Origin of the sequence: Nostoc sp. FACHB-888, assembly GCF_014696655.1 — a bacterium.
Lineage (GTDB): Bacteria > Cyanobacteriota > Cyanobacteriia > Cyanobacteriales > Nostocaceae > Nostoc.
The window spans coordinates 62462-86773 of the sequence record NZ_JACJQM010000021.1; the positions used below are offsets into that span (position 1 = coordinate 62462).

At 42.0% G+C, this 24312-nt stretch carries 18 protein-coding genes and 1 pseudogene; 13 read left to right on the top strand and 6 right to left on the bottom strand.

Annotated elements, in window-relative coordinates; all coding sequences use genetic code 11:
- Positions 1-74: 74 nt before the first annotated feature.
- The 3 genes from H6G26_RS15540 to H6G26_RS15545 all read left to right on the top strand — a co-directional run bounded on the left by H6G26_RS15540 (position 75) and on the right by H6G26_RS15545 (position 1864).
- Positions 75-1142, top strand: coding sequence for a peptidoglycan-binding domain-containing protein (locus H6G26_RS15540; protein ID WP_190730107.1), 1068 nt, complete (start codon positions 75-77; stop codon positions 1140-1142).
- Positions 1143-1358: 216 nt separating this feature from the next.
- Complete coding sequence (locus tag H6G26_RS43785) at positions 1359-1481, top strand: hypothetical protein (protein WP_277883875.1); 123 nt, start codon at positions 1359-1361, stop codon at positions 1479-1481.
- A 29-nt stretch (positions 1482-1510) separates the two neighbouring features.
- Positions 1511-1864, top strand: coding sequence for a phage holin family protein (locus H6G26_RS15545; protein WP_190730108.1), 354 nt, complete (start codon positions 1511-1513; stop codon positions 1862-1864).
- Between the two features lie 218 nt (positions 1865-2082).
- Here H6G26_RS15545 and H6G26_RS15550 read toward each other — a convergent pair whose 3' ends face one another.
- The 3 genes from H6G26_RS15550 to argS form a co-directional block, all read right to left on the bottom strand.
- Positions 2083-2544 (bottom strand): cobalamin biosynthesis protein, encoded by a 462-nt coding sequence (locus H6G26_RS15550; RefSeq protein ID WP_190730152.1) that lies wholly within the window; start codon positions 2542-2544, stop codon positions 2083-2085.
- 37 nt (positions 2545-2581) lie between these two features.
- Positions 2582-3145, bottom strand: coding sequence for a Uma2 family endonuclease (locus tag H6G26_RS15555; RefSeq protein ID WP_190730109.1), 564 nt, complete (start codon positions 3143-3145; stop codon positions 2582-2584).
- 104 nt (positions 3146-3249) lie between these two features.
- Complete coding sequence (gene argS / locus H6G26_RS15560) at positions 3250-5013, bottom strand: arginine--tRNA ligase (RefSeq protein WP_190730110.1); 1764 nt, start codon at positions 5011-5013, stop codon at positions 3250-3252.
- A 237-nt stretch (positions 5014-5250) separates the two neighbouring features.
- On the opposite strand from argS, the gene H6G26_RS15565 reads away from it, so the two are divergent.
- Positions 5251-5442: a type II toxin-antitoxin system HicA family toxin gene (locus H6G26_RS15565; RefSeq protein WP_190730111.1), complete on the top strand. Its 192-nt coding sequence runs from the start codon at positions 5251-5253 to the stop codon at positions 5440-5442.
- Positions 5442-5666, top strand: a complete 225-nt coding sequence (locus H6G26_RS15570) for a type II toxin-antitoxin system HicB family antitoxin (protein ID WP_190730112.1) — start codon at positions 5442-5444, stop codon at positions 5664-5666. The genes H6G26_RS15565 and H6G26_RS15570 overlap by 1 nt, the downstream gene beginning before the upstream one ends.
- Positions 5667-5797: 131 nt before the next feature.
- On the opposite strand, the gene murD is transcribed toward H6G26_RS15570, so the two are convergent.
- Together murD and glyS are read right to left on the bottom strand one after the other, a co-directional pair.
- On the bottom strand, positions 5798-7324 hold the full coding sequence (murD, locus tag H6G26_RS15575; protein ID WP_190730113.1) for a UDP-N-acetylmuramoyl-L-alanine--D-glutamate ligase: 1527 nt from the start codon (positions 7322-7324) through the stop codon (positions 5798-5800).
- An 82-nt stretch (positions 7325-7406) separates the two neighbouring features.
- A complete protein-coding gene (glyS, locus tag H6G26_RS15580; protein WP_190730114.1) occupies positions 7407-9560 on the bottom strand; it encodes a glycine--tRNA ligase subunit beta in 2154 nt (717 codons plus the stop codon).
- A gap of 1414 nt (positions 9561-10974) precedes the next feature.
- Between glyS and H6G26_RS15585 the strand changes: the two genes are divergently transcribed.
- From H6G26_RS15585 to H6G26_RS15600, 5 genes and pseudogenes are all read left to right on the top strand, one after another.
- Positions 10975-12264 (top strand): glycosyltransferase family 4 protein, encoded by a 1290-nt coding sequence (locus H6G26_RS15585; RefSeq protein WP_190730115.1) that lies wholly within the window; start codon positions 10975-10977, stop codon positions 12262-12264.
- A gap of 449 nt (positions 12265-12713) precedes the next feature.
- Positions 12714-12962, top strand: a complete 249-nt coding sequence (locus tag H6G26_RS44260) for a helix-turn-helix domain-containing protein (protein ID WP_347242466.1) — start codon at positions 12714-12716, stop codon at positions 12960-12962.
- Positions 12963-12983: 21 nt separating this feature from the next.
- Positions 12984-13382 (top strand): annotated as a pseudogene (locus H6G26_RS44265) (TetR/AcrR family transcriptional regulator C-terminal domain-containing protein); the annotation flags it as partial.
- Between the two features lie 286 nt (positions 13383-13668).
- A complete protein-coding gene (locus H6G26_RS15595) occupies positions 13669-15252 on the top strand; it encodes an efflux RND transporter periplasmic adaptor subunit (protein WP_190730116.1) in 1584 nt (527 codons plus the stop codon).
- A gap of 154 nt (positions 15253-15406) precedes the next feature.
- On the top strand, positions 15407-18598 hold the full coding sequence (locus H6G26_RS15600) for an efflux RND transporter permease subunit (RefSeq protein WP_190730117.1): 3192 nt from the start codon (positions 15407-15409) through the stop codon (positions 18596-18598).
- A 481-nt stretch (positions 18599-19079) separates the two neighbouring features.
- On the opposite strand, the gene H6G26_RS15605 is transcribed toward H6G26_RS15600, so the two are convergent.
- Entirely contained in the window at positions 19080-21101 is a 2022-nt protein-coding gene (locus H6G26_RS15605; RefSeq protein WP_190730118.1) for a heavy metal translocating P-type ATPase, read from the bottom strand.
- A gap of 249 nt (positions 21102-21350) precedes the next feature.
- On the opposite strand from H6G26_RS15605, the gene H6G26_RS15610 reads away from it, so the two are divergent.
- The 3 genes from H6G26_RS15610 to H6G26_RS15620 are packed head-to-tail and all read left to right on the top strand — an operon-like array spanning position 21351 to position 24141.
- A complete protein-coding gene (locus tag H6G26_RS15610; protein ID WP_190730119.1) occupies positions 21351-22469 on the top strand; it encodes an ATP-binding protein in 1119 nt (372 codons plus the stop codon).
- A complete protein-coding gene (locus H6G26_RS15615; RefSeq protein WP_190730120.1) occupies positions 22456-23007 on the top strand; it encodes a hypothetical protein in 552 nt (183 codons plus the stop codon). The genes H6G26_RS15610 and H6G26_RS15615 overlap by 14 nt, the downstream gene beginning before the upstream one ends.
- Before the next feature lie 3 nt (positions 23008-23010).
- Positions 23011-24141: a precorrin-8X methylmutase gene (locus tag H6G26_RS15620; protein WP_190730121.1), complete on the top strand. Its 1131-nt coding sequence runs from the start codon at positions 23011-23013 to the stop codon at positions 24139-24141.
- Positions 24142-24312: the final 171 nt, after the last annotated feature.

Sequence of the window (24312 nt, forward strand, 5' to 3'; positions counted from 1 at the left end):
CGTAAAATGCAGCAGCTGTTTTTTAGAGCAAGCGGCTGTACCATTAGCATGAGAATATTCTGGGAGTAAATTCCATGCAAAGCAGCCTGACAGCAAGTATTTTGAGTTACTTAAAATTACTAGATCCAACTGTAAATCGCTGTAGAATGGAAAAACGGCAAAAGGGTTGGTGGGCAAAGAGGTCTAAATCGTTATCAGCCATTGAAATACTCTTGTTCTGCACTACGCCTCTGCTTATTGCTTCAACGGCTGTAGTATCAATAGCAGCACCACAAAAAATTGCCCAAGTAAATCCTGGAAATACTATCAACCGCCCTATCCTCAAAGTTGGTAGCCAAGGCGAACGCGTGGCTGAACTTCAGGCAGCTCTGAAACTTTTGGGTTTTTACTCTGGTGCCGTAGATGGTACATATACTGAGAATACCGCCAGCGCTGTTTCCCGATTTAAACAAGCAGCTGGCTTAAATCCAGATGGCGTTGTTGATGCCAGCACTTGGCAACGACTTTTCCCTAATCAACCAGAAGTAGCATCAACCGTCCCTTCATCCCAGCCAAGATTTAACTCAGCTACGAATTTTCCTGTTCCAACTCAGGCTAACAACCTCACCAGTGTTGCAAATCCCAACCCCCCAAGACAAGCTGTAACACAAGTCCCGACTAACCCCGAACCAAGACCTACTACCACAAGACAAGTTGCGACTAACCTTGAGCCAAGACCTACTACCCCAAAAAAAGCTGTAACACAAGTTGCTACTAGCCCTGAGCCAAGACCTGCTACCCCAAGAAAAACTACAACTTCAAGCACACAAAAAACGCCGAATCGTCCTACATCAAATACTAGAACTCAGTCAACTACACGGGCTGGGCAAACTACTCGAACTCAGTCAAAGACAACTACTCAGCGAACCCCTGGGATTCAATACACCTCAGAAGGATTGCCAATTTTGCGTATAGGATTACGTGGTTCTGAAGTTGTTAAGTTGCAACAACAATTGAAAAAGCTTGGTTTCTTGAAAGGCGATGCCGATGGAGACTTTGGCGAGACAACTGAGGCAGCTGTGAAAGCAGCACAAAAGCGCTATGGTTTAGAAGCTGACGGTGTAGTTGGTGGCTCTACCTGGGAGGCTCTTTTGCGGCGTTAGTCTTGCTAATGAGCATCTACTTTGCCTGTAACTAAAGGCGCGGACAAGATGCTTCAAAGTTCTGAACTTATTTCTTTTTTAGAAATCCCCAAAGTACAGAGGTTTTTCAACTTCAATAAACCTCTGTAAAGATTTTGCGCTTACAGAAATTTTTATGAATTTAATGCGGTACATCCTGCAATAGGATAAAGATACACCGATTAGAAGTATTTCTCTATGCCAGCACTGAAAAATTACATTACTTTTGGGCTGACAGAAAATAATGGCAACTTTAAAAGTCAAGCACAGGAACATCTGATAGTGTTACAGATCACAATCGGTAACAGTGAAATTAATTAAACTTACTGCTAATTCCTCTAAAAAACCTTATGAAACACTTTTTATTAACTTGGCTCGGTACTGCGGTGGCCTTATTTCTTACTGCTAATATCGTTCCGGGATTCTTTATCAAGAATTTTGTGACTGCCTTGATTGCTGCCCTTGTTATTGGTCTGGTTAATGCATTTATTAGACCAATCTTGCGGATTTTGACATTTCCGATTACCTTGCTCACCTTTGGTTTATTTACATTAGTGATCAATGCTTTAACTCTTTGGTTGGCAAGTGCTTTAACTCCTGGTTCTGGGTTTGAGATTCGGGGCTTTTTACCTGCTTTGTTAGGTTCAATTGTGCTAGCTATTGTTTCTAGCGTAATTAACTATTTTTTGAGAGTTGTTGACTAGAAAAATTAGTACAGTTTTGTAATAAGCTGTTCCACGTTTAACTTGCATAACTAGGGCGCTCATATTGCCCACCCCACAAGAGTTATGTATAATTCGCTTATGCAAATTATACCAATTCAAATAATGTTTGCGACACATCAATTATTTGTAAGGGCACAACATTGTTGTGCCCCTACCCATCTGTCGCATTCTTTTTTCAAATTGGTATTAAATGTTTTTCACTCTAGCAATTCCGGAGTGGGGGCTTGGGCAACAGCTAGTGTTACTGCTCCTGGTTGCCCTTCTAGCTTGAAAATCTGTTTAGGAATTAGGAATCTTACTCCCAATGCTTCTGTGCTGGTAAAAGGGGAAACAGTCAACAATGGGGTTTGAGTAGCTGCAAGAATAGCAGCTGCCTCTGCTACGCTAGGTGTACCTACTTTGTGTTCGGTAATTGTGGCAGGGTTGGGGACACAGACACAGCGAAGGATTTGGGCAGAAAAAGTTTTTAGGGGCAAGTTGCGGAGATGGCAAAGTTTTACTAAACCAAATTCTGAGGCTTTAGTGTCAATTGTAGCAATCCCTGCGATCGCACTTTGACAAAGTTGATTTTCTCGAAAGACTTGCTCTATTGCCCAATCAATTAACTGCCATGAGGTTCCCCGTTTACAACCAACTCCTACCCATAAAACCTGCTGCACTTGGTGTATTTCCTGATTCAATTCGTCAGATTTTGGTTTACTCCAACAGCCATCCAAATAAATCTCCCACCGTCAGCCTCAACTCACTTGCAAAATCTGGGACAGGGAGTAAAGCTTCTAATTCATCCAACATGATTGGCTGTTGATTGCGGATGTATACGAATACCGTTTGTTCTTCTGGATCAATCAGCCAACCCATTTGTGTTTCATAATTCAGGCAATGCAGAATATTTTTTGTAACTTTCGTTTGTCTTTGGTCAGGTGATAGAATCTCGATAGTCCAATCGGGAGCTGCTGAAAATAAATTTGCTACCCTGCCATTTTCTTTGCGAGGTATTCTCTCCCAAGTAAATACCGCTACATCCGGGATAATTGATCTACCTCCAAAGGTACACCGCAGTTCTGGATATGCTCGTGCAACTCTTTGGGGTTTCAATATAGAATTAATAAAAACAATCAGTTCACCTTGAATAGTGCTATGTTCTCCCTGTGCCTTTGGTTTTTGAATAATTTGACCATTGATGTATTCACTAGCGGGTTTCGTTTCTGGTAGCTTTAGAAACTCTGCCAAAGTTATGTTTTTAGATGGTGTTTGTACCATTTGCGATCGCCTCCAAGTCAAGCAATTCTGATTAAAAAACCGCAAAGTACACAAAGAAAAAATCAGCTTGACTCTTACTCTGCGTACCTTTGCGTTAAAAAAAATTACATCCTCTCCAATACCTCAATTCCCAACAACTCCAATCCCAACTTCAAAGTTCTAGCAGTCAAATCACACAGAATCAAGCGCGATGTTCGTTGTGGTTCCTGTGCCTCCAACACCTGAACCCCTTGATTGCGGTCATAAAACTGATTAAACTTTTTACTCAGTTCATACAAATACTCACATAAACGATTGGGGAGCAAATCTTGCTCTACATTACTAATAACTTCATCCAGTTGAAGTAAATATTTTGCCAGTGCTAATTCTGTTTCATGTTGCAACAAGACAGCATTGTTTCCCAACTTCTCAAAGTTAATGTCACCCTTGCGGCTAATCCCCTGAATCCGCGCATAAGCATACAGCATATAGGGCGCAGTATTACCTTTAAAATCCAGCATCTTATCATAGCTGAAGATGTAGTTGCTGGTGCGGTTTTGGCTTAAGTCTGCATACTTAACTGCACTGATCCCAACTACCCTAGCAACTTCATTAATAAATTCTTCAGTTTCTTGGCGTTCTTCTTCTTGTAATCTAGTTTTTAGATCAGTATGGGCACGAGAAACAGCTTCATCTAATAAATCCCGCAACCGCACAGTATCTCCAGAACGAGTTTTGAATTTCTTCCCATCTTCTCCTAACACCAACCCAAAGGGGATATGAACTAATTCCACATCATCGGGAATCCATCCAGCTTTGCGTGCCACCTGGAAAAATTGGGCAAAGTGGTTTCCTTGTCCAGCATCTGTTACATAAACTATCCGCTTTGCTTGATCCTTTTGAATCCGGTAGCGGAGAGATGCTAAATCTGTTGTAGCGTAGTTATAGCCGCCATCTGATTTCTGTACAATTAAGGGCAAAGGTTCACCTTCTCTATTTGTAAACCCTTCCAAGAAAACGCATTTTGCCCCTTGGTTTTCTACCAGTAAGCCAGATTTTTCTAAATCATCTACAACGCCAGATAGTAAAGGGTTATAAAAAGATTCCCCACGTTCAATTATCTGGACATCCAGCAAGTCATAAATTATTTGAAACTCTTGCCGCGACTGTTCGCACAGCAGTTTCCAAGCATGAAGTGTATCTTCTGCACCTGCTTGTAATCTGACAACTTCTTGCCGTGCTGTTTCTTGAAAAACTGCATCTGTATCAAACCGTTGTTTGGCTTTGCGGTAAAAAGAAACTAAATCACCAATGTCTAAAGCATTAGCGGTGGTAAGCGCGTCTGGGTAAACTTCCCGCAGATAGGTGATTAACATTCCAAACTGCGTACCCCAATCGCCCACATGATTTAACCGCAGAACATCGTGTCCTTGAAATTCTAAAATTCGGGCGATGGAATCACCAATAATCGTAGAACGCAAGTGTCCAACGTGCATTTCTTTAGCAATATTTGGACTGGAAAAATCCACAATTTCCCGCTTGGGCGTTTTTGCAGATGGAACTCCCAACCTGGGATCAGCTTGTATTTCGTTCAGTTGTGCTTCTAGGTATACCGTTTTCAGTTTCAGATTGATAAATCCTGGCCCAGCGATTTCTGGCGGTTCGCAGATTTCGGATACATTTAGTTTCTCAACGATCGCACCTGCGATCGCTCTTGGTTGCTTTCCTAATTTTTTACTCAAGGATAAAGCCACATTCGCCTGATAATCACCAAATTTAGGATTACTAGCAGAAACCAAAATTGGATCTACTCCAGCGAAGTCAGCGCCAAAAGCCGCAACTATTGCGGCTCTTAGCTGAACTTTTAGTTTTTCTTGTGTAGCGTTCATATATAAATTTTATCTGGGAGAGAGAAAATGTAGCTCTAGAAAAGCTTGATTATTAACTTTAGCATTTCATTTTGAGCCACTCGATTCATAGAAATGTTTTTGTCCCTCTACTTAGCAATGCTGAAACCCACGACAAAATTACGGACATAAATTACGACACAATGTCGTTTACTCTTCTTTCTCAATAAGACTACTCTATCTGTGATATAAATTTCACCTATACAGATAAGCGTTAGCATGACAATACGCGAAGTTATCAAACGACTAGAAGCTGATGGTTGGTATCTTGCCAGAACTAAAGGTAGTCATCGACAGTTCAAACATCCAGATAAATCCAGTACTGTAACAGTGTCTGGTAAACCAAATGTGGATGTGCCAATTGGTACTCTTAAAAATATCTGGAGACAAGCTCAATTGGAGGAATACTAATGCGTTATACAGTTGTGATTGAAAAAGGAGAAACTAGCTATGGCGCTTATATCCCTGATTTACCAGGTTGTGTAGCTGTGGGTGAAACTTTAGAAGAAGTCAAGCAGATGATTGCAGAAGCTGTTGAATTTCATATAGAAGGAATGCTAGAAGATGGTTTACCTATTCCTAAACCTACAAGCATCGCTCATGAGGTTGAAGTTGCAAACTACAGTAAAACATAATTATCGGAAACCACTAAATTAGCTCTAAACAATCCTTCTAGAAATTTAAGTCTATGTAAAATGCGATCGCACCGCACTTTTGGGTTACATAACTCATTCACTGTGTAGCTGCAAGTCACCCAGTAAATGAATTAAGGCAGAGAAGATGAAAGAATCGAGTTGTATTGAAGCTTCTCTCCTTCTGCCCAAGCAAGGCACAACTGACGGAAACGATCGCCCCGCACCTCAAAATTCGGGTACTGATCGAAACTCGCACAAGCCGGAGATAGCAACACCACAGGCGCTTCATACTCCTTAGCTAATTCCGCCGCTCTAGGAACTGCTCTTTCCATCGTTTCCACAATGTGGTAGGAATAATACCCTACTTCTTGGAGGCGTTGGGCAAATGCGGGTGCAGCAGAGCCAATCAATAACACAGCAGCAGCTTTGGTTTGAATTTGTGCTAGCCAGCCAGTATCATCACCTGCTTTAGCTTCTCCACCAGCAATTAAAATCGCTGGACTTTTCACAGATGCTAAACCAACTTCAGCAGCATCGTAGTTAGTGGCTTTACTGTCGTTAATGAAATCAATACCTTCCCAAGTGCAGATATGCTCCAAACGATGAGCAACACCGGGGAATTCAACAATAGCACGTGCGATCGCATCACGGTTAATTCCCGCTAATCGTGCCGTTGCTACTGCCATCAAGAGATTTTGTTGGTTATGTTCTCCCACCATTCGCAAAGTAGATACTTTCACAATCGGTTCTGGTGCAGAGGTTGCAGTCAATTTTTCCACAACCCAGTCGTCTGCTATGTAAAAGCCTTTTTCGCTAATTAGGAAATCTTTTCCTTTTACACTTGTCCAATAAGCATTAGGCCAAGCACTTAAACCTTGTTGCCTCAAGTAGGGATCATCGCCATTGAATACTTGGAATTCGGACTGACGCAACAACTTGGCTTTGATGTTGTAATAATTCTCTAAAGTCTTATGGCGACTAAGATGATCTGGTGTGAAAGTCGTCCAAACACCGATACGTGGTGCAAGAGAACTCGAAGATTCTATTTGATAGCTGCTAACTTCCGCAATCACCCAATCGAGTGAAGAGTGAGGAGTTAGGAGTGAGGAGTTAGGAGTTAAGAGTGAGGAATTATCAAATGCTTCCCCTGCCTCCCCTGCTCCCCCTGCTCCCTGCTCCCTGCTCCCTGCCCCTCTCCCCTTCCAAGATAGGGCAACATCACAAGCAGCGTAGCCAATATTACCGCAGGCAGGTGCATTTAATCCTGCTGCTTGAAAAATGGCAGCAATTAAAGCTGTGGTAGTAGTTTTGCCGTTAGTACCTGTAATTCCTACCCAAGGTAACGAGCGTAAATTTCGCCAAGCGAGTTCCATTTCGCCAATGGTTTCAATACCTAATTGGCGTGCCTTGATTAATACGGGAATATCCCAAGGCACGCCAGGACTAACAACTATTAATTGGGGTAAATTATCACCATTCAATTCTAGGGATTGGCCTAGTTTCACGGTTATTTGCTCGGCAGCGAGTTCTTGTTGTTGTTGTAGGAGGGTTTCGGAGGTGTTGCTATCACTTAGCTCAACCTCCCAACCTTCTCCTTTCAACAATCTCGCCGCAGCAACACCGGACTTTCCCAATCCAATTACAGTAGCTCTAGGCATAGATTGCAGCAGAGTCCCTGGTTAAGCACTCCCTATAGTAGCGTCTATTGGCAAAAATTACACAACTTTTTGTTGATCTACGCTACAGATTTTTGACGATCGCACCAAAATCAGCTAAGACACGGGCATGATTGCGAACCAATCCCAGTAAGTGCAATCGATTACGCTTAATTTCTGGATCGGAGTCCATAACTAATACGCTATCTGGGCCATCAAAGAAGTTACTAACTGTCGGAGCAATTTTTGCTAGTGCTGCTATTAACAGTTGATAATTTCGTGTCTGCTGTGCTGTTTTAGTTTGCGGTACTGATTCGATTAAGGCATTATACAAAGTTGCCTCAGAGGGTTTTTGGAATAATTCTGGACGAACTACTGTTGTCGGTTCTAGCTGTTTTGTATCCAGATCACCTTGGGCGGCTAATCGTGTGGAACGGTTAACGGTTTCGTAGATGTTATCTAAGGTACTGTCATTGCGAATTTGTTGTAAGTATAAGGCGCGATCGCGCACATCCAATAAATCCTTTAACGTCCGTTCTGTGTATTCTGGGTCATTTTCTCCCAAAACTGCATTTACCAAGTCGTAATCAATCTGCTTTTCTTCTTGTAGTAAAGTGCGGATGCGTTGTAAGAAAAAGTCTTGTAATGCTGCGGTTAATGATGCCCGCTCTTTTTGATACTTTGCTGCAAAATCTGTTGCTATTTGTGCCAATAAATCATCTAAATTTATCGGCAAATTATAAAACCAAGTAATTTTAACTACAGCATTAGCAGCACGGCGTAAGGCGAAGGGATCAGACGAGCCAGAAGGAATTAAGCCTAAACCAAAGATACTCACCAAGGTATCTAATCTATCTGCCAAACCGACAATTTGACCCGTCAGCGTTTCGGGTAAAATATCACCTGCTCCCATTGGCAAGTAATGTTGATAAATTGCTTTCGCTACTTCGGCATCTTCACCACTGGCTAAGGCATATTTTTCTCCCATGATGCCTTGTAATTCGGGGAATTCATATACCATTTGAGTAACCAAATCTGCTTTACATAATAAAGCAGCACGTTGGATTTTTTGGCTTTGATTTTCTGCTAATTCTAATTGGGTAGTTATTCGCTCGGCAATCTTAACTACTCTATCTACCTTGGTACGCACCGAACCCAATTCTTCTTGGAAGGTGACTTTTTCTAACTGGGGTAAAAAGCTATCTATTGGCTTAGTTAAATCAGCTTCGTAGAAAAATCTGCCATCAGCTAATCTGGCACGAATTACTCTTTCATTCCCGACGGCAACAATATCTGATTTCTTGGGATCAGCATTAGAAATGGTGATGAAATTGGGCAATAATTCTTGCTCAGAACTATCTGGTTTGAATACAGGAAAATAACGCTGATGAGTCACCATGACTTCAGTAATTACCTCAGTTGGTAATTCCAAAAATTCTGGTTCAAATTTACCGACAACTGTAGAAGGATATTCTACAAGGTTGGTTACTTCCTCTAACAAATCGGGGTAAATTACCGTATACCCGCCTAAATTCTCTGCTACTGCCCTTACTTGCTCTTTGATAATATTTGCCCGTTCTTCTGGGTCAACGTTGACATAACCAGACTTGAGGGCGGTAACATAATCACTCGCTTGAGCAATTGTCACAGGTTCAGGATGCAAAACCCGATGACCTTGAGAAATGCGATCGCTCTGAATCGTTTTAGAACCATTTACTAATTCTAGAGGTAGCACCGTCTCATCTAACAAAGCTACCAGCCAGCGAATCGGTCGAGAAAATCTCCCATCTCCATCTCCCCAACGCATTAAACGTTTACCTTCCAAACCCCAAATCCATTGAAAAACCAGTTCTGTCAAAATTTCTGCCACAGGACGGCCGGGAATTTTTTTTTGCACGAAGACAAATTCCCCTTTGTCAGTGGGGCGAAGGAAGAGCGCATCCAGTTCCACACCTTGCTTTTTGGCAAAGCCGACAGCTGCTGCTGTCGGCTGACCATCTTTAAAGGCGGCTTGGGCGGGGGGCCCTTTAATTTCTTCTTCTCGGTCTGCTTGCTGAGATGGTAGACCTTTAATCAATACCGCCAAACGCCGGGGAGTACCGTACACTTGGACACTTTCACCCTGAAGGCTGTTTGCTTCTAGGCTTTGGGGAATCCGTTCTCGCCATTGTATTAAGGCAGCACTGAGAAAGCTTGCAGGTAATTCTTCTGTACCAACTTCTAATAGAAACGCAGGCATAGGTCACTGTTTTCAACTTTGCGTAGCTCAACTTTATCAGTTATTCTCAGGCGATCGCTCGTGATTTTGAGGCAACTAGAGTTTGAATGTTTCTCGTGAGTCTTTAAATACCGCAGTTTTCATTTGTATAAAGTACAAAACTAATGGTTTTGAGGCGGGGGTTACATGAAGCCTGATGACCGATGACCGATAACTGATAACTGTTAACCGTCAACAGTTAACAGTTAACGACCGTAAAGAGTGAGCAGGGAAACAAAGCGTAGCTACTGCTGTACCATCTTAGCTCCACATCCAAAAATAGCCGTAAACACTTGACCAAGCTGGAAAATCAGTGAGTAAGCCTTGCCAGATACATCCCTAAAATGGATAAAGTCAAACTTAGGTTCGTTAAATAGACTTGGTATTTCTCCAAAACTTCACAAAAAAAGTGTTTATCTTCATTGATTTATTACAATTTTATCGTATTTTCATTCGGTATTTACTTATACATATTTTATAGTTAAGTTAGTGTTGTTTATAAATTGATATCTGCATGATCTAAATCAACTTTGGAGTTATCGCTCTTTTATATATCTGAAGAGATAAAAATAAAATACTGACCTTGAATCTTTTTCAAAGCCTCACTTGGTTGGAACCAAGTACGCAGAAACAAAATAATGTTCTAAATATTCTTTAACGAGAGTAATAAAAGAGCCTTATGACAATAAAAAATATTTTCGCCAAAATTCCCTTTACCACAGCAATCAGCGCTACTTTTAATGTTACGTAGGCTAGCAATAACCGCAGCATCTAACAATCTAAATCAAGGTGTTGATTTCAACTTTATCTATCAAGATGATGTTGCGCTGCATTACATTTGATGCATTACGGCTTTTTCCAGTCACAGATCCAAATACGAAGCTAATCAAGACACTAGCGCTAAAAAGTTAGTCCCTTTGAATTACTGAAAAAATCGGATGTTCACCCATGAATGCAATACTCATTACTTGGTTAAAAATACCTAATGTGCCAGTTTTTAAGGCGGAATGCGGGTTATATGCATGATATTAAATATCATGTTACAATCTCCTAAGTGTAAGTTTAACGATTAAATTCGCTTTTAAATAAGTTAACGATTATTACATATATATAGTAGAAACCTTAAATAGTTGAACAGTCAAAAGCCATTAGTTAACACTGGTAACTTGTTACTGTACCTTTAAGGGATTTGATTGAAGCAGAAAAACGAATATTTGAGAACTAATAACTGTTAAAATCTATTTAGAAAAATCTAAGTAGTGCTTATCGAAATTATGATTTAAAAAATCATAATTTAATTAAAATGTAAATTAAATAATTAAAGTAACAGTCCCTACTGAAATTAGCAATAAATGCGCTTATCTCAGGCTGTATTCACCAAATTTATAAATAGCCTATGCACATTCTGATATATTCCTACAACTATCATCCAGAGCCGATTGGAATTGCTCCCTTAATGACTGAATTGGCAGAAGGATTAGTAAAGCGAGGTCATGAAGTGCGGGTGATTACCGGAATGCCAAACTATCCTGAGCGTAAAATTTACGATGAGTATCGGGGTAAATGGTACGTTACTGAGCAAAAAAATGGTGTCACCATTCAACGAAGTTATCTCCGAATTAAGTCTAAACCTAACTTAGTAGATCGGCTATTACTAGAGTTAAGTTTTGTTTTCACGAGCTTACCCCAAGGCTTTAAAGGCGGACGCCCTGATGTGATTATCTTAACAGTTCCGCCTCTTTTAGCTATTTTACCAGCAACAATATTTAGTTGGTTATACAACTGTCCAGTAGTTCTAAATGTGCAAGATATTTTACCAGACGCTGCCGTACGTATCGGGCTATTGAAAAACAAGTGGATGATCCAAACTCTTGCAGCCTTAGAGAAATTTGGATATCGAACTGCACACACTATTACTGTCATTGCCGATGGGTTTCGGGAAAATTTAGTGAATAAAGGAGTACCTGTTAATAAAATCGTTTGTATTCCCAATTGGGTGAATGTAAATTTCATCTGCCCCTTACCAAAACAGAAGAATTCCTGGATATCTAGCCATCAACTTGATGGAAAATTTGTAGTCCTTTATTCGGGCAACATTGCTCTAACGCAAGGTTTAGAAACAGTAATAGAAGCAGCAGTTCACTTACGTCATATTAGGGATATTGTCTTTGTTATCGTTGGTGAATCAATAGCATTGCAGAGGTTGCAGGAATATTGCCTTGTAAATGGAGCAGATAATGTTTTGCTGCTACCGTTGCAGCCGCGAGAAAAACTACCCGAAATGCTAGCAGCATCTGATGTAGGGTTGATTGTGCAAAAGCGCAATGTGATTTCGTTCAATATGCCTTCAAAAATACCACTACTGTTGGCAAGTGGTCGCCCGATTGTGGGTTCAGTTCCTCCTAGCGGTACTGCTGCAAAAGCAATCCAACTCAGTGGGGGTGGAATAATTGTGAAGCCAGAATCACCCGATGCAATGGCTGCTGCGGTGCATGATTTATATGCTAATCCTACTCTAGGGGCGAGGTTAGGTAACGCAGGGAGACAGTTTGCCGAAGAAAACTATTCTTTGGAGCAAGCACTTGATCGGTATGAAGGGCTGCTTTCTCATGTTGTTACTACTCGAAAATCAACTGTGCGTATCTTACCGAAATTGAATTCCAAGAAATCAATTGTCGATGGTTGAACATAGCTGGAGACTGAGGATTTTTATTATCAAAATGGGATGCTCTGTTAATTAGCTATTGTGAAACCAAAACCCTAATTAGAAAAAATTAAATCACCCAAATGGGTGAGTTAATAATCAACCGCTCGGGTGACCTAAGTGTAGGAAGTTGAGATTGCTAAAAAATAGGAATCTAGAGAATACTAATTGATTGCACGTCGTTTGTGGTGAGGATAACTCGATGAAACTTGCAACCTTGCTTAGTAAAGCTGAACTAACAGCGTAGGCGTAGCCTGCCATTCGCGGGAGGGTGTCGCAGACAAGCCTCTCCAAGAGTTGGCATTGCTCCATACTCTTCTCTTCCCTAAGATCAGTATTCACTATAACTTAAGAGCGATAAACTGATCTGTAATTTATACGAATCTCGCCTTTTATGTGGTTATAATGCAAGCAAGCACTTGCAAACACTCATGGAAAACTTAGCATCAAGGACGGCACAAACCCATGCACGCTTGATAAAGGCAGCAACTAAAGTGTTTGCGACGGCTGGTTTAACTGGAGCTACAACGCGAGAAATTGCTCGCGTTGCTGCGGTCAATGAGGTAACTTTATTCCGTCATTTCCAGAACAAAGAGCAACTACTAGCTGCTGTGATTACCGAAGCGATGCCTTCGGCGGGCTACGCCTACGCTTTACAGGCAAAAGCTTTAGCCCATTAGGACAACTGGACTCAAGACCTATATATTGACCTCAAGAATTATGCAAGGCTTTGCAACCAGATTATGGAGGAGCATGAAGACCTGATTCGGACATTTATTGGGGAAGCGAAGCGACATCCCCAGGCTGCCCGTCTGGTCTTATACGAAACTGACAAATCATTGCGCGAACAGCTGGTTGTGTACTTGCAGAAAAGTCAAGAGAAGGGCACGGTGTCTTCAGATATAGATTTGAAAGCATCTGTGGATAGTTTCACGGGTATGTTGCTTCACGGTATCCTGCGTTTTAGCGATATCCCTAGCACACTAGAATACAGTCGTGAATGCTACATCGAAACTTGTGTCAATTTATTTGTGCGCGGTATTAGCACTTTGCCATTGAAAGAGGCAGGATGTTCTGTTAATTTGCCCGCAACAAGATAAACCGTGTTTTTCTTTGAGCTAGAGTCCTGAGGTTGTGCTGACTAAAAAAGTTTTATAAATTACACTTTAAAAAATTGCTAGGAGCCAAGTAATGTACAAAATAACCATAGTGTGATACGAGACATTGGCTCGTTTCAAGTGCTACACAACATGAGCGATCGCCCCAATACCTAAATTAATATTTGTCACCAACATCAAGAAAAGAGGGCTAAAAACTATTCAAACAATGCTTTTTTAGCAAAGAGTAGATTGCCCAAGTCTCAATCCACAAGACGAGAAACCGAAGATGTCCCATTCTGAGTTCCCTGATTCTCACCTGCCTGTTGAAATAGAACACTCTGCTGTTAATGATTCTAGTCAAGAGTCCCTCCCAAAACTAGAGCGATCGCCTAAGCCACCTCAAAAACGGCGTTGGCCCATGATATTGGGAATTGTTCTGCTAGTTGCAGGTATTGGTTTTGGTTGGCGCTGGTGGCAAACTAGTAATGCTAATAATCCAGGAGCAGGTGGGCCTGCTGCTGGTCAACCGATGGCAATTCCCGTCAAGCTAGCGACTGTGCAAACTGAAACAGTGCAAGAAAGTTCGGAGTTTATTGGCTCCTTAGAGGCTCCACGTTCGGTAATCATCAAGCCACAGGTTGATGGACGAATTACTAATATTTTCATTCAAGAGGGCAACCGTGTTCAACAGGGGCAAGCTATTATTAGCCTGGAAAGTGATAGTGTCCAAGCGCAATTATTACAAGCAAAAGCTGGACTAGCACAAGCTCAAGCACGTCTTGCTGAATTGGAAGCGGGTGCACGACAAGAAGAAATTGGCCAAGCTAGAGCGCAGTTAACCCAAGCTCAAGCTCGTCTTCGAGATGCCCAATCAGGATCGCAACCACAAGAAATTGCTCAGGCTGAGGCTCAAATTCAATCAGCTAAATCTGATGTGGAATTAGCACAATCACGAGCCAAGCGCTATGCCCAATTGAGAAAAGAGGGCGCAGTTTCTCAAGATACCTTAGAAGGATATGTCAAAGAACAGCAAAGTGCTGAAGCTGCCCTTGTCGTTGCCCAGAAACGCCTAGACCAACTTCGCCAAAGCAGAAATTCTAGTGTTAATGAACTAACTGGAGCCTTAGAACAACAGAAACAAAACTTAAGGCAACTAGAAAATGGTTCACGTCCAGAAGAAATTGCCCAAGCGCGATCGCAAGTAAGTCAAGCAGCTGCCGAAGTCCAAGCTGCCCAAGTCCAACTGCAATACACAAAAGTTCTGGCACCTTTCACTGGTATTGTTGGTGATATTCCAGCAAAGGTGGGAGATTTTGTGGAAAGAGCAGATCAACTCACTACACTAACTAGAAATGACTCTTTAGAACTGAATATTTCCGTTCCCATAGAAGAAGCTAAAAAGCTGCGCTTGGGATTACCAGTGCAAATGCTCAACGCCCAAGGTCTACCCACAGCAAGGGGTAAACTGAGTTTCATCTCTCCAAATGCTAGTTCGGATTCGCAGACAGTTTTGGTTAAAGCCAACTTTGGTAATTCTAGAAGTCAACTAGTCAATCGCCAGACAGTGCAAACCAAAGTGATTTGGAACGAACGTCCAGGAATTTTAATTCCAGTCACAGCAATATCTCGCTTGGGTGGGGAAACTTTTGTGTTTGTCGCTCAAGCGCCAGCAGAAAAGCCTAAACCTGGAGCGCCATCTTTAGTTGCTCAACAAAAACCTGTGAAATTGGGAGTTATTGAGGGAAATAATTATCAAGTTATCCAAGGACTAAAAGCTGGAGAGAAAATTGTTGTTTCCGGTATTCTCAACCTAACTAATGGCGCTCCCATCGCTCCTGCACCGCAAGAAGTGGGTAGTCAGAAGCTTTAGTTGAAGACGGGAGGTGTAGCTTTAGCTTCCCGCAGGGTGGGAGCAGGGGGAGCAGGGGGAGATGAGGGAGACAAGGAGAATAACCAATGCCCCATGCCCAATGCCCCATGCCCAATGCCCAATGCCCAATGCCCAATACCCAATTTTTTAAATTATGTTTGTTGACTTCTTTATTAAGCGGCCAATCTTTGCATCGGTTTGTGCAACCGTTATCCTTTTAATAGGATTAATCAGTATTCCCTCACTACCGATCGCTAGGTTTCCAGAAATTAGTCCCACCCAAATCAGTGTAACTTCCAACTATAGCGGAGCTAGTGCAGAAGTCGTAGAAAGCGGAGTTACAAATATTTTAGAAAGGCAGATCAACGGGATTGAGGGACTAAGATATCTCACTTCCAGCAGCAGTAACGATGGTACTAGTACCATTACAGCCACCTTTGACTCATCGCGAGATAAAGATATTGCGGCTGTGGATGTGCAAAATCGTATTTCCATTGCCCAACCACAACTACCAGACTCTGTACAGCGCACCGGAGTGCGGGTATCTAAAGAATCTAGCAACATTCTCTTAGCAATTGGTTTATTCGCTGAGAATAATCAATACGACAATATATTCTTAAGCAACTATGCCGACCTTTACTTAGCAGATGCTTTAAAAAGAGTCAAAGGGGTGAGCAACGCTCAAATTTTTGGTGAACGTCGCTATGCAATGCGCCTGTGGTTAGATCCAAGTCGGCTTGCCAATCGGGGGCTAACGACTAAGGATGTAGCAAATGCCTTGTCCGAACAGAACTTGCAAGTTGGTGCAGGGAGAATTGGACAAGAACCGGCTCCTGAAGGGCAGAGGTATCAACTTGATGTGCGTGCTGCTAGCCGATTAGCAGAACCATCAGAATTTGAAGAACTTGTCCTCAAAACTGAAGGTGATGGTACTTTAGTTAAGCTTAAAGATGTAGGTAGGGCGGAACTGGGTGCAGAAAACTACAGTTCATTTCTGCGATTTCGTGGCAACGATGCTGTCGGTCTAGGAATTTATCAGGTTCCTGGCAGTAATGCTTTAGATGTAGCTAGGGGAGTCAAAACCGAACTGGCCCGATTGGCACCGAGTTTTCCACCAGGACTGAAATATCAGGTAGCTTTTGACACAACATCCTTCGTAGAAGAGTCAATGACAGAAGTGGTCAAGACTCTGATTGAAGCGGTAGTGCTAGTTGTGATTGTAATTTTTGTGTTCTTGCAAGATTGGCGAACCACTTTAATTCCAGCCCTGACTATTCCCTTAGCACTAATTGGGACATTTGTTTTCATCAAAATTTTTAACTTTTCCATTAATAGTTTGACTTTATTTGGTCTGACTCTCGCATCGGGGATGGTGGTAGACGATGCGATCGTTGTGGTGGAGCAAATCAGCCGTTTTATTCAGGATAAAGGAATTAGTCCTCGCCGAGCGGCTAGTGAATCAATGGCGGAACTGTTTGGTGCGGTTATTGCCACTTCATTAGTGTTGATGGCGGTGTTTGTGCCAGTAGCATTTTTCCCGGGAACAACAGGCGCACTTTATCGGCAATTTGCCCTGACGATCGCTTTCTCTATTGCGATTTCAACTTTTTTGGCTTTGACCCTAACGCCTTCTTTATGTGGGGTGTTGCTGCGTCAAGGACAAAGACCGCCCAGGTGGATTGGCTGGCTGTTTGACCTAATTAATCGGTTCCTGGAATGGGTAAGGTCAAGCTATGAGCGATCGCTTACCTGGATGGTACGATTCAAAAGCATCGTCATTGGACTATTTATTGTTTCCTTGGGAATGACTGCTTGGCTATACACCACAGTACCGACAGCCTTTCTACCCGATGAAGACGAAGGTTACTTCATCACCATCATTCAAGGGCCGCAAGGGGTTTCGTTGCAATATACCAGCGATGTGATTGCACAGGTAGAAAAAGAAATTCTACAAATTCCTGAAGTCCTGGGAACTTTTGCGATCGGTGGATTTGGTTTTAGTGGTAGCACCGCCAATAGCGGTATCATATTTACCACTTTAAAATCATGGGATGAGCGCTCAAAACCCGATCAATCAGTACAGGCGATTATTGGCAGCTTGCAAGGGAAGTTGATGGCAATCCCAGAAGCCAGAGTTTTCCCTGTGAATCCGCCCCCAATTCAGGGTTTAGGCAACTTTGGCGGCTTCGTCTTTCAACTGCAAGACCGTAGAGGTAACAGTGGCTTAGAAAATCTAGTGCAGTCGATGGGTAAGTTGCTAGGTAAAGCTAATCAAACACCAGGATTACAAGCTGTATTTAGTACTTTTGCCGCAGATACACCACAATTGCTTGTGGAAGTAGACCGCAATAAAGCCAAAGCATTGCAAGTTTCTATAGATGATGTCTTCAGTACTTTACAAACTGCTTTGGGATCGCAATATGTGAATGATTTCAATCTCCAGCAGCGTAATTACCGGGTGTATATCCAGGCAGATCAACAGTTTCGTTCCAACCCAAAAGATATTGGTAAACTATACGTTCGTTCTCAAAAGAATCAAATGATTCCTTTGAGTAATTTAGTCACAGTTACTCCGACTGTGGGAGCGCAAACTATCAATCACTATAATCTGTTCCGCTCAATTGAAATTAATGGTGCCGCCGCCCCTGGCTCTAGTTCTGGAGACGCAATTAAAGCAATGGAACAAGTTGCTAAAGAAGTTTTACCAGCAGGTTATGGCTATGAATGGTCAGGGACTGCATTAGAAGAAATAGATTCTGGTGGTTTAGCACCCCTAATCTTTGGATTAGGAATAATCTTTGTGTTTTTGGTATTAGCCGCTCAATACGAAAACTACATTGACCCCTTTATCATTTTGTTATCAGTTCCCCTAGCTATCTTTGGAGCGCTTATAGCTCAATCAATGCGGGGTTTTGCAAATGATGTTTATTGCCAAATTGGTTTAGTAATGTTGATTGGTTTAGCTAGTAAAAACGCAATTTTAATTGTGGAATTTGCTAACCAATTGCGAGAAGAAGGGCTTTCTATTACTAAAGCAGTAATTGAGGCTTCACAAGAACGGTTACGTCCAATTTTGATGACTGCCTTTTCTACACTTTTGGGGATTTTCCCGTTAGCTATTGCTACAGGTGCTGGCGCGGGAAGTCGTCAATCTTTGGGAACAGCAGTTTTTGGTGGGATGTTAATTGCGACTTTTTTGAGTTTGTTTGTAGTGCCAATTTTGTATATCGTTATTAAGACAACGACAGAGCGCTTTATCAAACCAAATCGGCATCAAGAACTGCAAACAGACGGTATGTCATTGGATGGTAAAACTGTTGCATATTCAGCAAAAGCTGAAGATTAATTCGTAATTCTTAATTAATTGTTCTCTTTCGTTTAGATACAGTTCGGTTAGCTTGTTTACCCTGCGAAGATCCCCCCAACCCCCCTTAAAAAGGGGGGCTTTTTTTTAGTATCTATTGCCGCTAACTAACACATTTTTAGGGATATGTGCAGCATTGTGCCATGATGCTGAGACTGCACGCGGGGCACTGGAGTCATGCGAATGTCCTTGTATTAAGTTTACGTGCGACTACACTAGCGATCGCAAGCAAGAGGTCTATGAACCTATCCCACTATTCTAAAAATCCTTACTTCTTTTTGTAAAATGTGCTTGAAAACCTTAATTTTTCGTTTTCAGTTCTCAATAAGCTTAAGCTTTATAGCATAAATATTATTAGTGGGATAGGTTCATATTTTAACAAACCGCAGAGAAGCCAGTGCGCCCTTGCGGTTCCCCGACTTGTAGCAACTGGCGCGACACAGAGAAAAGAGAGAAAAGTAGTTTATTTCAGCAATCTTAGACCACTGAGGGTAACTAACACTGTAGAACCTTCATGGCCGATCACGCCGATAGGTAGGTTAATATTTCCGAGAAAGTTGCCCACTAAAAGCAACATAATGAAACCCAAGGCTACAACTATATTCTGTTTTACTATGGATTGCGATCGCCTTCCCAAATGCATCGCCACGGCAATTTTTTCTAACTTGTCTGCCATCAGTACTATATCTGCGGTTTCCAATGCCACATCGCTACCAGATACTCCCATCGCTATACCTACAGATGCTTGCGCTAGGGCTGGTGCATCATTAATCCCATCACCCACCATTGCAACTGTTTGATATTCTTGCTGTAAACGGCGGATAACATCCAGTTTATCTTCTGGTAAAAGTTGAGCATATACCCGATCAATTCCTACGGCTTTGGCAACACTGTGAGCAGTTTCTTCATTATCCCCAGTTAACATGACAATTTGTTCAATTCCCAATTTCTTTAACTGGGTAATAGTTGCGGCTGCTTGCGATCTTACTTCATCTGCGATCGCAATTGCACCCATCACATCGGCTCCCCTCTTCGCTTGCGGGGAGGGGTTGGGGGTGGGGTTCTTGGCTACCCAAACGACAGTTTTACCTTCTTGCTCTAAAGATTGAGCCATTTTTCGTAATTCTTCAGGTAAATTTGTGACATACTGTTGCACAAAAATGGCATTGCCGACAATTACCTGTTGTTCTTGAGCAATTCCGACAATTCCCTGTCCAGGTATGGCTTGTACTTGGATTGCACCAACCAAATCCAAATCACCCTTCGGGTTCAACAGTTTCGACTCGACGGGAACCGCCTTCGCAGAGCGTCTCGCAGAGAAGACTCGAACTGTTTCACCAGCCGCCTGCACAATTGCCTTACCGATGGGATGCTCTGAATAAGATTCCACACTAGCTGCGGCTTTCAATACATCTTGTTGGGTGTATTCACCAACTGAGATTACTTGAAACACCTGTACCTGTCCTGTTGTCAGAGTACCAGTTTTATCAAATGCGATCGCTCGGACTTTGCCAATTTTCTCCAACTGCGCCCCATTCTTAAACAAAATCCCCTGTCTTGCACCATTGGCGATTCCTGAAAGCAGCGTGGGCATAATTGCAGCCATCAGCGCACAGGGAGAAGCCACCACTAGGAAAGTAAGCGCCCGATAAATTGTTGTTTCCCAATCCCAACCCCAGAGAAATGGCGGCAAAGTTGCCAGTAATATCCCGGCTACTACAATGACTTTGGCATATCCTTTCTCAAAGCGAAGGGTAAACTCTTGCGAAGGTGGTGCTTCTGTTTGCGCCTGTTCTACCAAGCGAATCACACGCTGAATCAAGCTGCTTTGGGCTGGTTTGTGTACCTTAATCTGCAATGCACCATAGCCGTTGAGTGTGCCGGCAAATACTTCTGCGCCCACTGTTTTCTCTACAGGTAAAGACTCACCTGTGATTGCAGCTTGATTGAGAGTGCTGTAACCAGATAAAATTATCCCATCAGTAGGAATTAGCTCTCCAGGTTTGACGACAATCTCATCACCGAGTTTTAGCTGACTGATAGGAATTTCCTCTTCTTTTCCCTGAAGCAAAACCCTTGCTGTATCTGGTGTCAGGCTCATCAAACTCCTGATACTCCGCTCAGTTCGCGCCATTGCATAGCCTTCTAGTGCGCCACTGATAGCAAAAATCAGAATCAAAATTGCCCCATCAATAATTAGATGATATTCTCTTCGCCATAAGCCGAGGCTAGCAGCACCAATAGCCGCCACAATCATCAGCAAATCTACATCAAGTTCTTTTTCTTTGAAGAGGGTAGTCAATCCTTCCCGCGCACTTTCGTAACCACCAATCACGTAAGCAGCAGGTAGCAGCAGGAACGCCAATCCCAAAGCGCCAAGATGTAAGGCGAACCATCCGAGAAATAGCAGTAAGCCACACAAAAGGGCTGCTACAGTATCTGCGTGTTCTCTGGTAAATTGGCCCAAACGTTGGGGGTAGAGCATGAGAGGTGATTTTACAGGGACTCTCTTAGGCTAAACCTTGACATTAATGTTAATGTCAAGGTTTATAATGATTTTGAAACGCAGAGGGGCGCTGTAGACGCTTTTGCGGCTTGCCGCAGGCTGGGAAGCGCAGAGGTACGCAGAGTTAAATTTCTGTCTGTGTTATGGGAGCATTTTTCAAAAGCGGGATGTGGGTAAATGAGACGATTTAACTGTTAGCTTTAAAATTGCACTAGGAGGAAAAAATCTATGCTAAAGCGAATATATATTGATAACTTTCGCGGTTTAGTAAATTTTGAGATGAATTTTGACTCGATTAACCTGTTTCTTGGTGGTAATGGGACAGGTAAATCAACTGTTTTTGAAGCCTTACGAAGAATTCAACTTTTCATAAGTGGGGTCGCTAAGGTAGAAGGGATTTTCCCATTTTTTGACTGCACTCGCTGGCAAACTTTACCAATTCAGCGTTTTGAAATAGAAATTGACGGAAATAATGGCAACTATAAATATGAACTTTCTATTGAACACAATCGAGAAAATAGCCATGTACAATATGAACGTTTGTGGTTTGATAACCAACCTTTATTAAAGTTCGAGATGGGCGAAGTTCAAATTTTTTATGACAATCATTCAGTTGGACCAAAATATCCTTTTAATTGGTCTCAGTCCATATTACCTTTATTACTAGGGAACAATGACATCACAAAGCTGTCGTGGTTTAAACAGCGCATGGAGCGATTTATTATTGTACAAATTATTCCTAATCTGATAATTAATAGTAGTGAAAAAGAAGAAGCCCAATTGACTCCTAGAATGGAGAATTTTGTCTCTTGGTATCGCTATATTTCACAGGATCAGGGCAAGGTAGCTGAATTAATGAATGTTTTAAAAAATGTATTAGATGGTTTTGTAAGCTTTAAATTTGATCAGTTTAGAGAAGGCTATCGAACTTTAAAATTAAGATTTACAAGCGATGGAGAACGTTCAAATATTATTGATTATTATTTTAATGAACTATCTGATGGACAAAAAGTCCTAATTGCCCTGTACACGCTTCTTTATTGCACTCAGTCTGAAGATTATACACTGTGTATTGATGAACCAGAGAATTTTTTAGCCCTGCCAGAAATTCAGCCTTGGCTAATTCAGCTTTATGACCTTTGCAGTGAGGGAAAAATGCAGGCTTTGCTAATTTCTCATCATCCTGAACTAATTAATTATCTTTTAGCATCACCTATAGGTTATTGGTTTGAGCGTCAGAGTAATGCTCCTGTGCGAGTGAAAAAAATTAGCAATGAGGTTGCAGAAAATACTGGATTACTCATTTCAGAATTAATTGCGCGGGGATGGCTGTATGAGCCAGCGTAGAATACAGATTCTTGTCTTGTGTGAGGATAGGCAACAAGAGGTTTTTGCTCGTCATTTTCTAAAAATACGAGGCTTTAATGGAACAATCAGATTTTTGCCTTGCTCAGATGGAAGTCAATCGGCAGAACAGTATGTGCGATTGTGTTATCCAAAAGAAGTGAAAGCATACCGTAGCAAGGCAAGCTACTTATCTATTGGGCTGGTTGTAGTGATTGATGCAGATAAAAAAACGGTAGACGAAAGGTTGAAGCAATTAGATGATGTACTGATAGAAGATTCACAGCAGATTCGCCAGCCTGATGAAGCCATAGCAATATTCGTGCCAAAAAGAAATATTGAAACTTGGATACATTATTTACGGGGACAGGCTGTTGATGAAGAAACAGAATATCCAAAATTTCCTAAAAATGAGTCAGCTTGCAAACCATCTATAGAAAACTTGGTAAATCAGTGTTACCAAGGTTTGGATGAAGATGCACCGCCATCTCTTCAGGCGGCTTGTAAAGAGTTACAAAGAATTTTGCCGTTGTTGGAGTAAATCATGAATGCTGGTTGCTTAACTATTAAAGAACTCACTGATGCAGTAGGAGGCGGTTTAACTCCGCGCATGGTGCGACATTATCATCAATTGGGACTGCTACCGCAACCAGTGCGATCGCACAGCAATTACCGTCTCTACACCAAAAAAGATGTTCTCAGGTTGCAACGGATTGTAGCACTTAAGCAGCAAGGGTTTCAGCTAAACCATATCCGCAATATTTTGGAGGTGGAACCAGAGGCGGATACAACTGTTAACCTCATGGGACAACTTCAACAGCAATATCGGGCGGTGATGCAGCAAATTTCTCAACTGCGGCAAACGGCATCAGCACTAGAAGGATTATTGGGGCGCGATCGCCATTGTCAAATTATGCAGGCGGAGGTTTTGGCACAACTTAAGTTACTCGATGTCGAAACTCAAGCTGGATTGGGGGGATTGGAAAATCTGTGGAGTGGTTTGGATGCAGAAATTCATACCCACTCGGAAGCTTTTTCAGAATCGCTACAACGCTTACTACCTGATTTGTCTCACCGTTCGGAAATTGAACAACATTTAATTTCTCAATTGGTTTTGGCTTGTGGCGATGTCAGTTTGGTGTCCTTTATCAAGTTGAGTCGAGGTGCGATCGCAGCTAGTCGAGAAGCCTTATCTTCAAGCTGTCAAATCGTTGTCGATACTCAAACGGTTGCTGCTGCCTTAGATCAAACTCGATTACTTCACTTGGGATGCCACATTGAAACCTTGATTGATAATCCTCACATTACTACTGCCACAGAAGCAGAAGTTGCTTTTTGGCAGCATCGAGAATGGCGAGAAAAATTGCTGCAAGTAAGTCAGGGTTGCGTGTTGGTAGTTGGTTATGCTCCCTCAGTACTTGTAGAAGTTTGTGAAGCGATAACCAATCAAAAAATTCAGCCTGCATTAGTAATCGGAATGCCCATTGGCTTTAGCCATGCTCCCGCAGCCAAGCGACAACTGATGCAACAAGAGATACCTTTTATTACAGTCGCAGGGACTTTGGGAGGTGGCGCTTTAGCTGCTACTGCCTTAAATGCCTTGGTAGAGTCACTGATTGATAAGCCAGATTGTCATTGTTATCTCAAAAATGTAGTAGATTCTGGTGAATGCTGAAAAATTAGTACTCAGTACTCAGCACTACTGAAAATAATATTGTTAAATAATATTGAATTTGCTACACTTTACCAGTTTTAGTAATTCAATAATTCATAATTGTGGCCATAAGCTACAAACTTGGTATAAGTTGCAATATAAATTAGAACATTTTATAGTAAACAGACTCTA

Bases quoted from the DNA above. Each gene is read 5' to 3' on its own strand.
- H6G26_RS15565 (WP_190730111.1), top strand. From the start codon at position 5,251: ATGACAATACGCGAAGTTATCAAACGACTAGAAGCTGATGGTTGGTAT.
- H6G26_RS15605 (WP_190730118.1), bottom strand. From the start codon at position 21,101: ATGCTCTACCCCCAACGTTTGGGCCAATTTACCAGAGAACACGCAGAT.
- murD (WP_190730113.1), bottom strand. From the start codon at position 7,324: ATGCCTAGAGCTACTGTAATTGGATTGGGAAAGTCCGGTGTTGCTGCG.
- H6G26_RS15595 (WP_190730116.1), top strand. From the start codon at position 13,669: ATGTCCCATTCTGAGTTCCCTGATTCTCACCTGCCTGTTGAAATAGAA.
- H6G26_RS15545 (WP_190730108.1), top strand. From the start codon at position 1,511: ATGAAACACTTTTTATTAACTTGGCTCGGTACTGCGGTGGCCTTATTT.
- H6G26_RS15620 (WP_190730121.1), top strand. From the start codon at position 23,011: ATGAATGCTGGTTGCTTAACTATTAAAGAACTCACTGATGCAGTAGGA.
- glyS (WP_190730114.1), bottom strand. From the start codon at position 9,560: ATGCCTGCGTTTCTATTAGAAGTTGGTACAGAAGAATTACCTGCAAGC.
- H6G26_RS44260 (WP_347242466.1), top strand. From the start codon at position 12,714: ATGGAAAACTTAGCATCAAGGACGGCACAAACCCATGCACGCTTGATA.
- H6G26_RS15570 (WP_190730112.1), top strand. From the start codon at position 5,442: ATGCGTTATACAGTTGTGATTGAAAAAGGAGAAACTAGCTATGGCGCT.
- H6G26_RS15555 (WP_190730109.1), bottom strand. From the start codon at position 3,145: ATGGTACAAACACCATCTAAAAACATAACTTTGGCAGAGTTTCTAAAG.
- H6G26_RS43785 (WP_277883875.1), top strand. From the start codon at position 1,359: ATGCCAGCACTGAAAAATTACATTACTTTTGGGCTGACAGAAAATAAT.
- H6G26_RS15610 (WP_190730119.1), top strand. From the start codon at position 21,351: ATGCTAAAGCGAATATATATTGATAACTTTCGCGGTTTAGTAAATTTT.
- H6G26_RS15585 (WP_190730115.1), top strand. From the start codon at position 10,975: ATGCACATTCTGATATATTCCTACAACTATCATCCAGAGCCGATTGGA.
- H6G26_RS15615 (WP_190730120.1), top strand. From the start codon at position 22,456: ATGAGCCAGCGTAGAATACAGATTCTTGTCTTGTGTGAGGATAGGCAA.
- H6G26_RS15540 (WP_190730107.1), top strand. From the start codon at position 75: ATGCAAAGCAGCCTGACAGCAAGTATTTTGAGTTACTTAAAATTACTA.
- H6G26_RS15600 (WP_190730117.1), top strand. From the start codon at position 15,407: ATGTTTGTTGACTTCTTTATTAAGCGGCCAATCTTTGCATCGGTTTGT.
- argS (WP_190730110.1), bottom strand. From the start codon at position 5,013: ATGAACGCTACACAAGAAAAACTAAAAGTTCAGCTAAGAGCCGCAATA.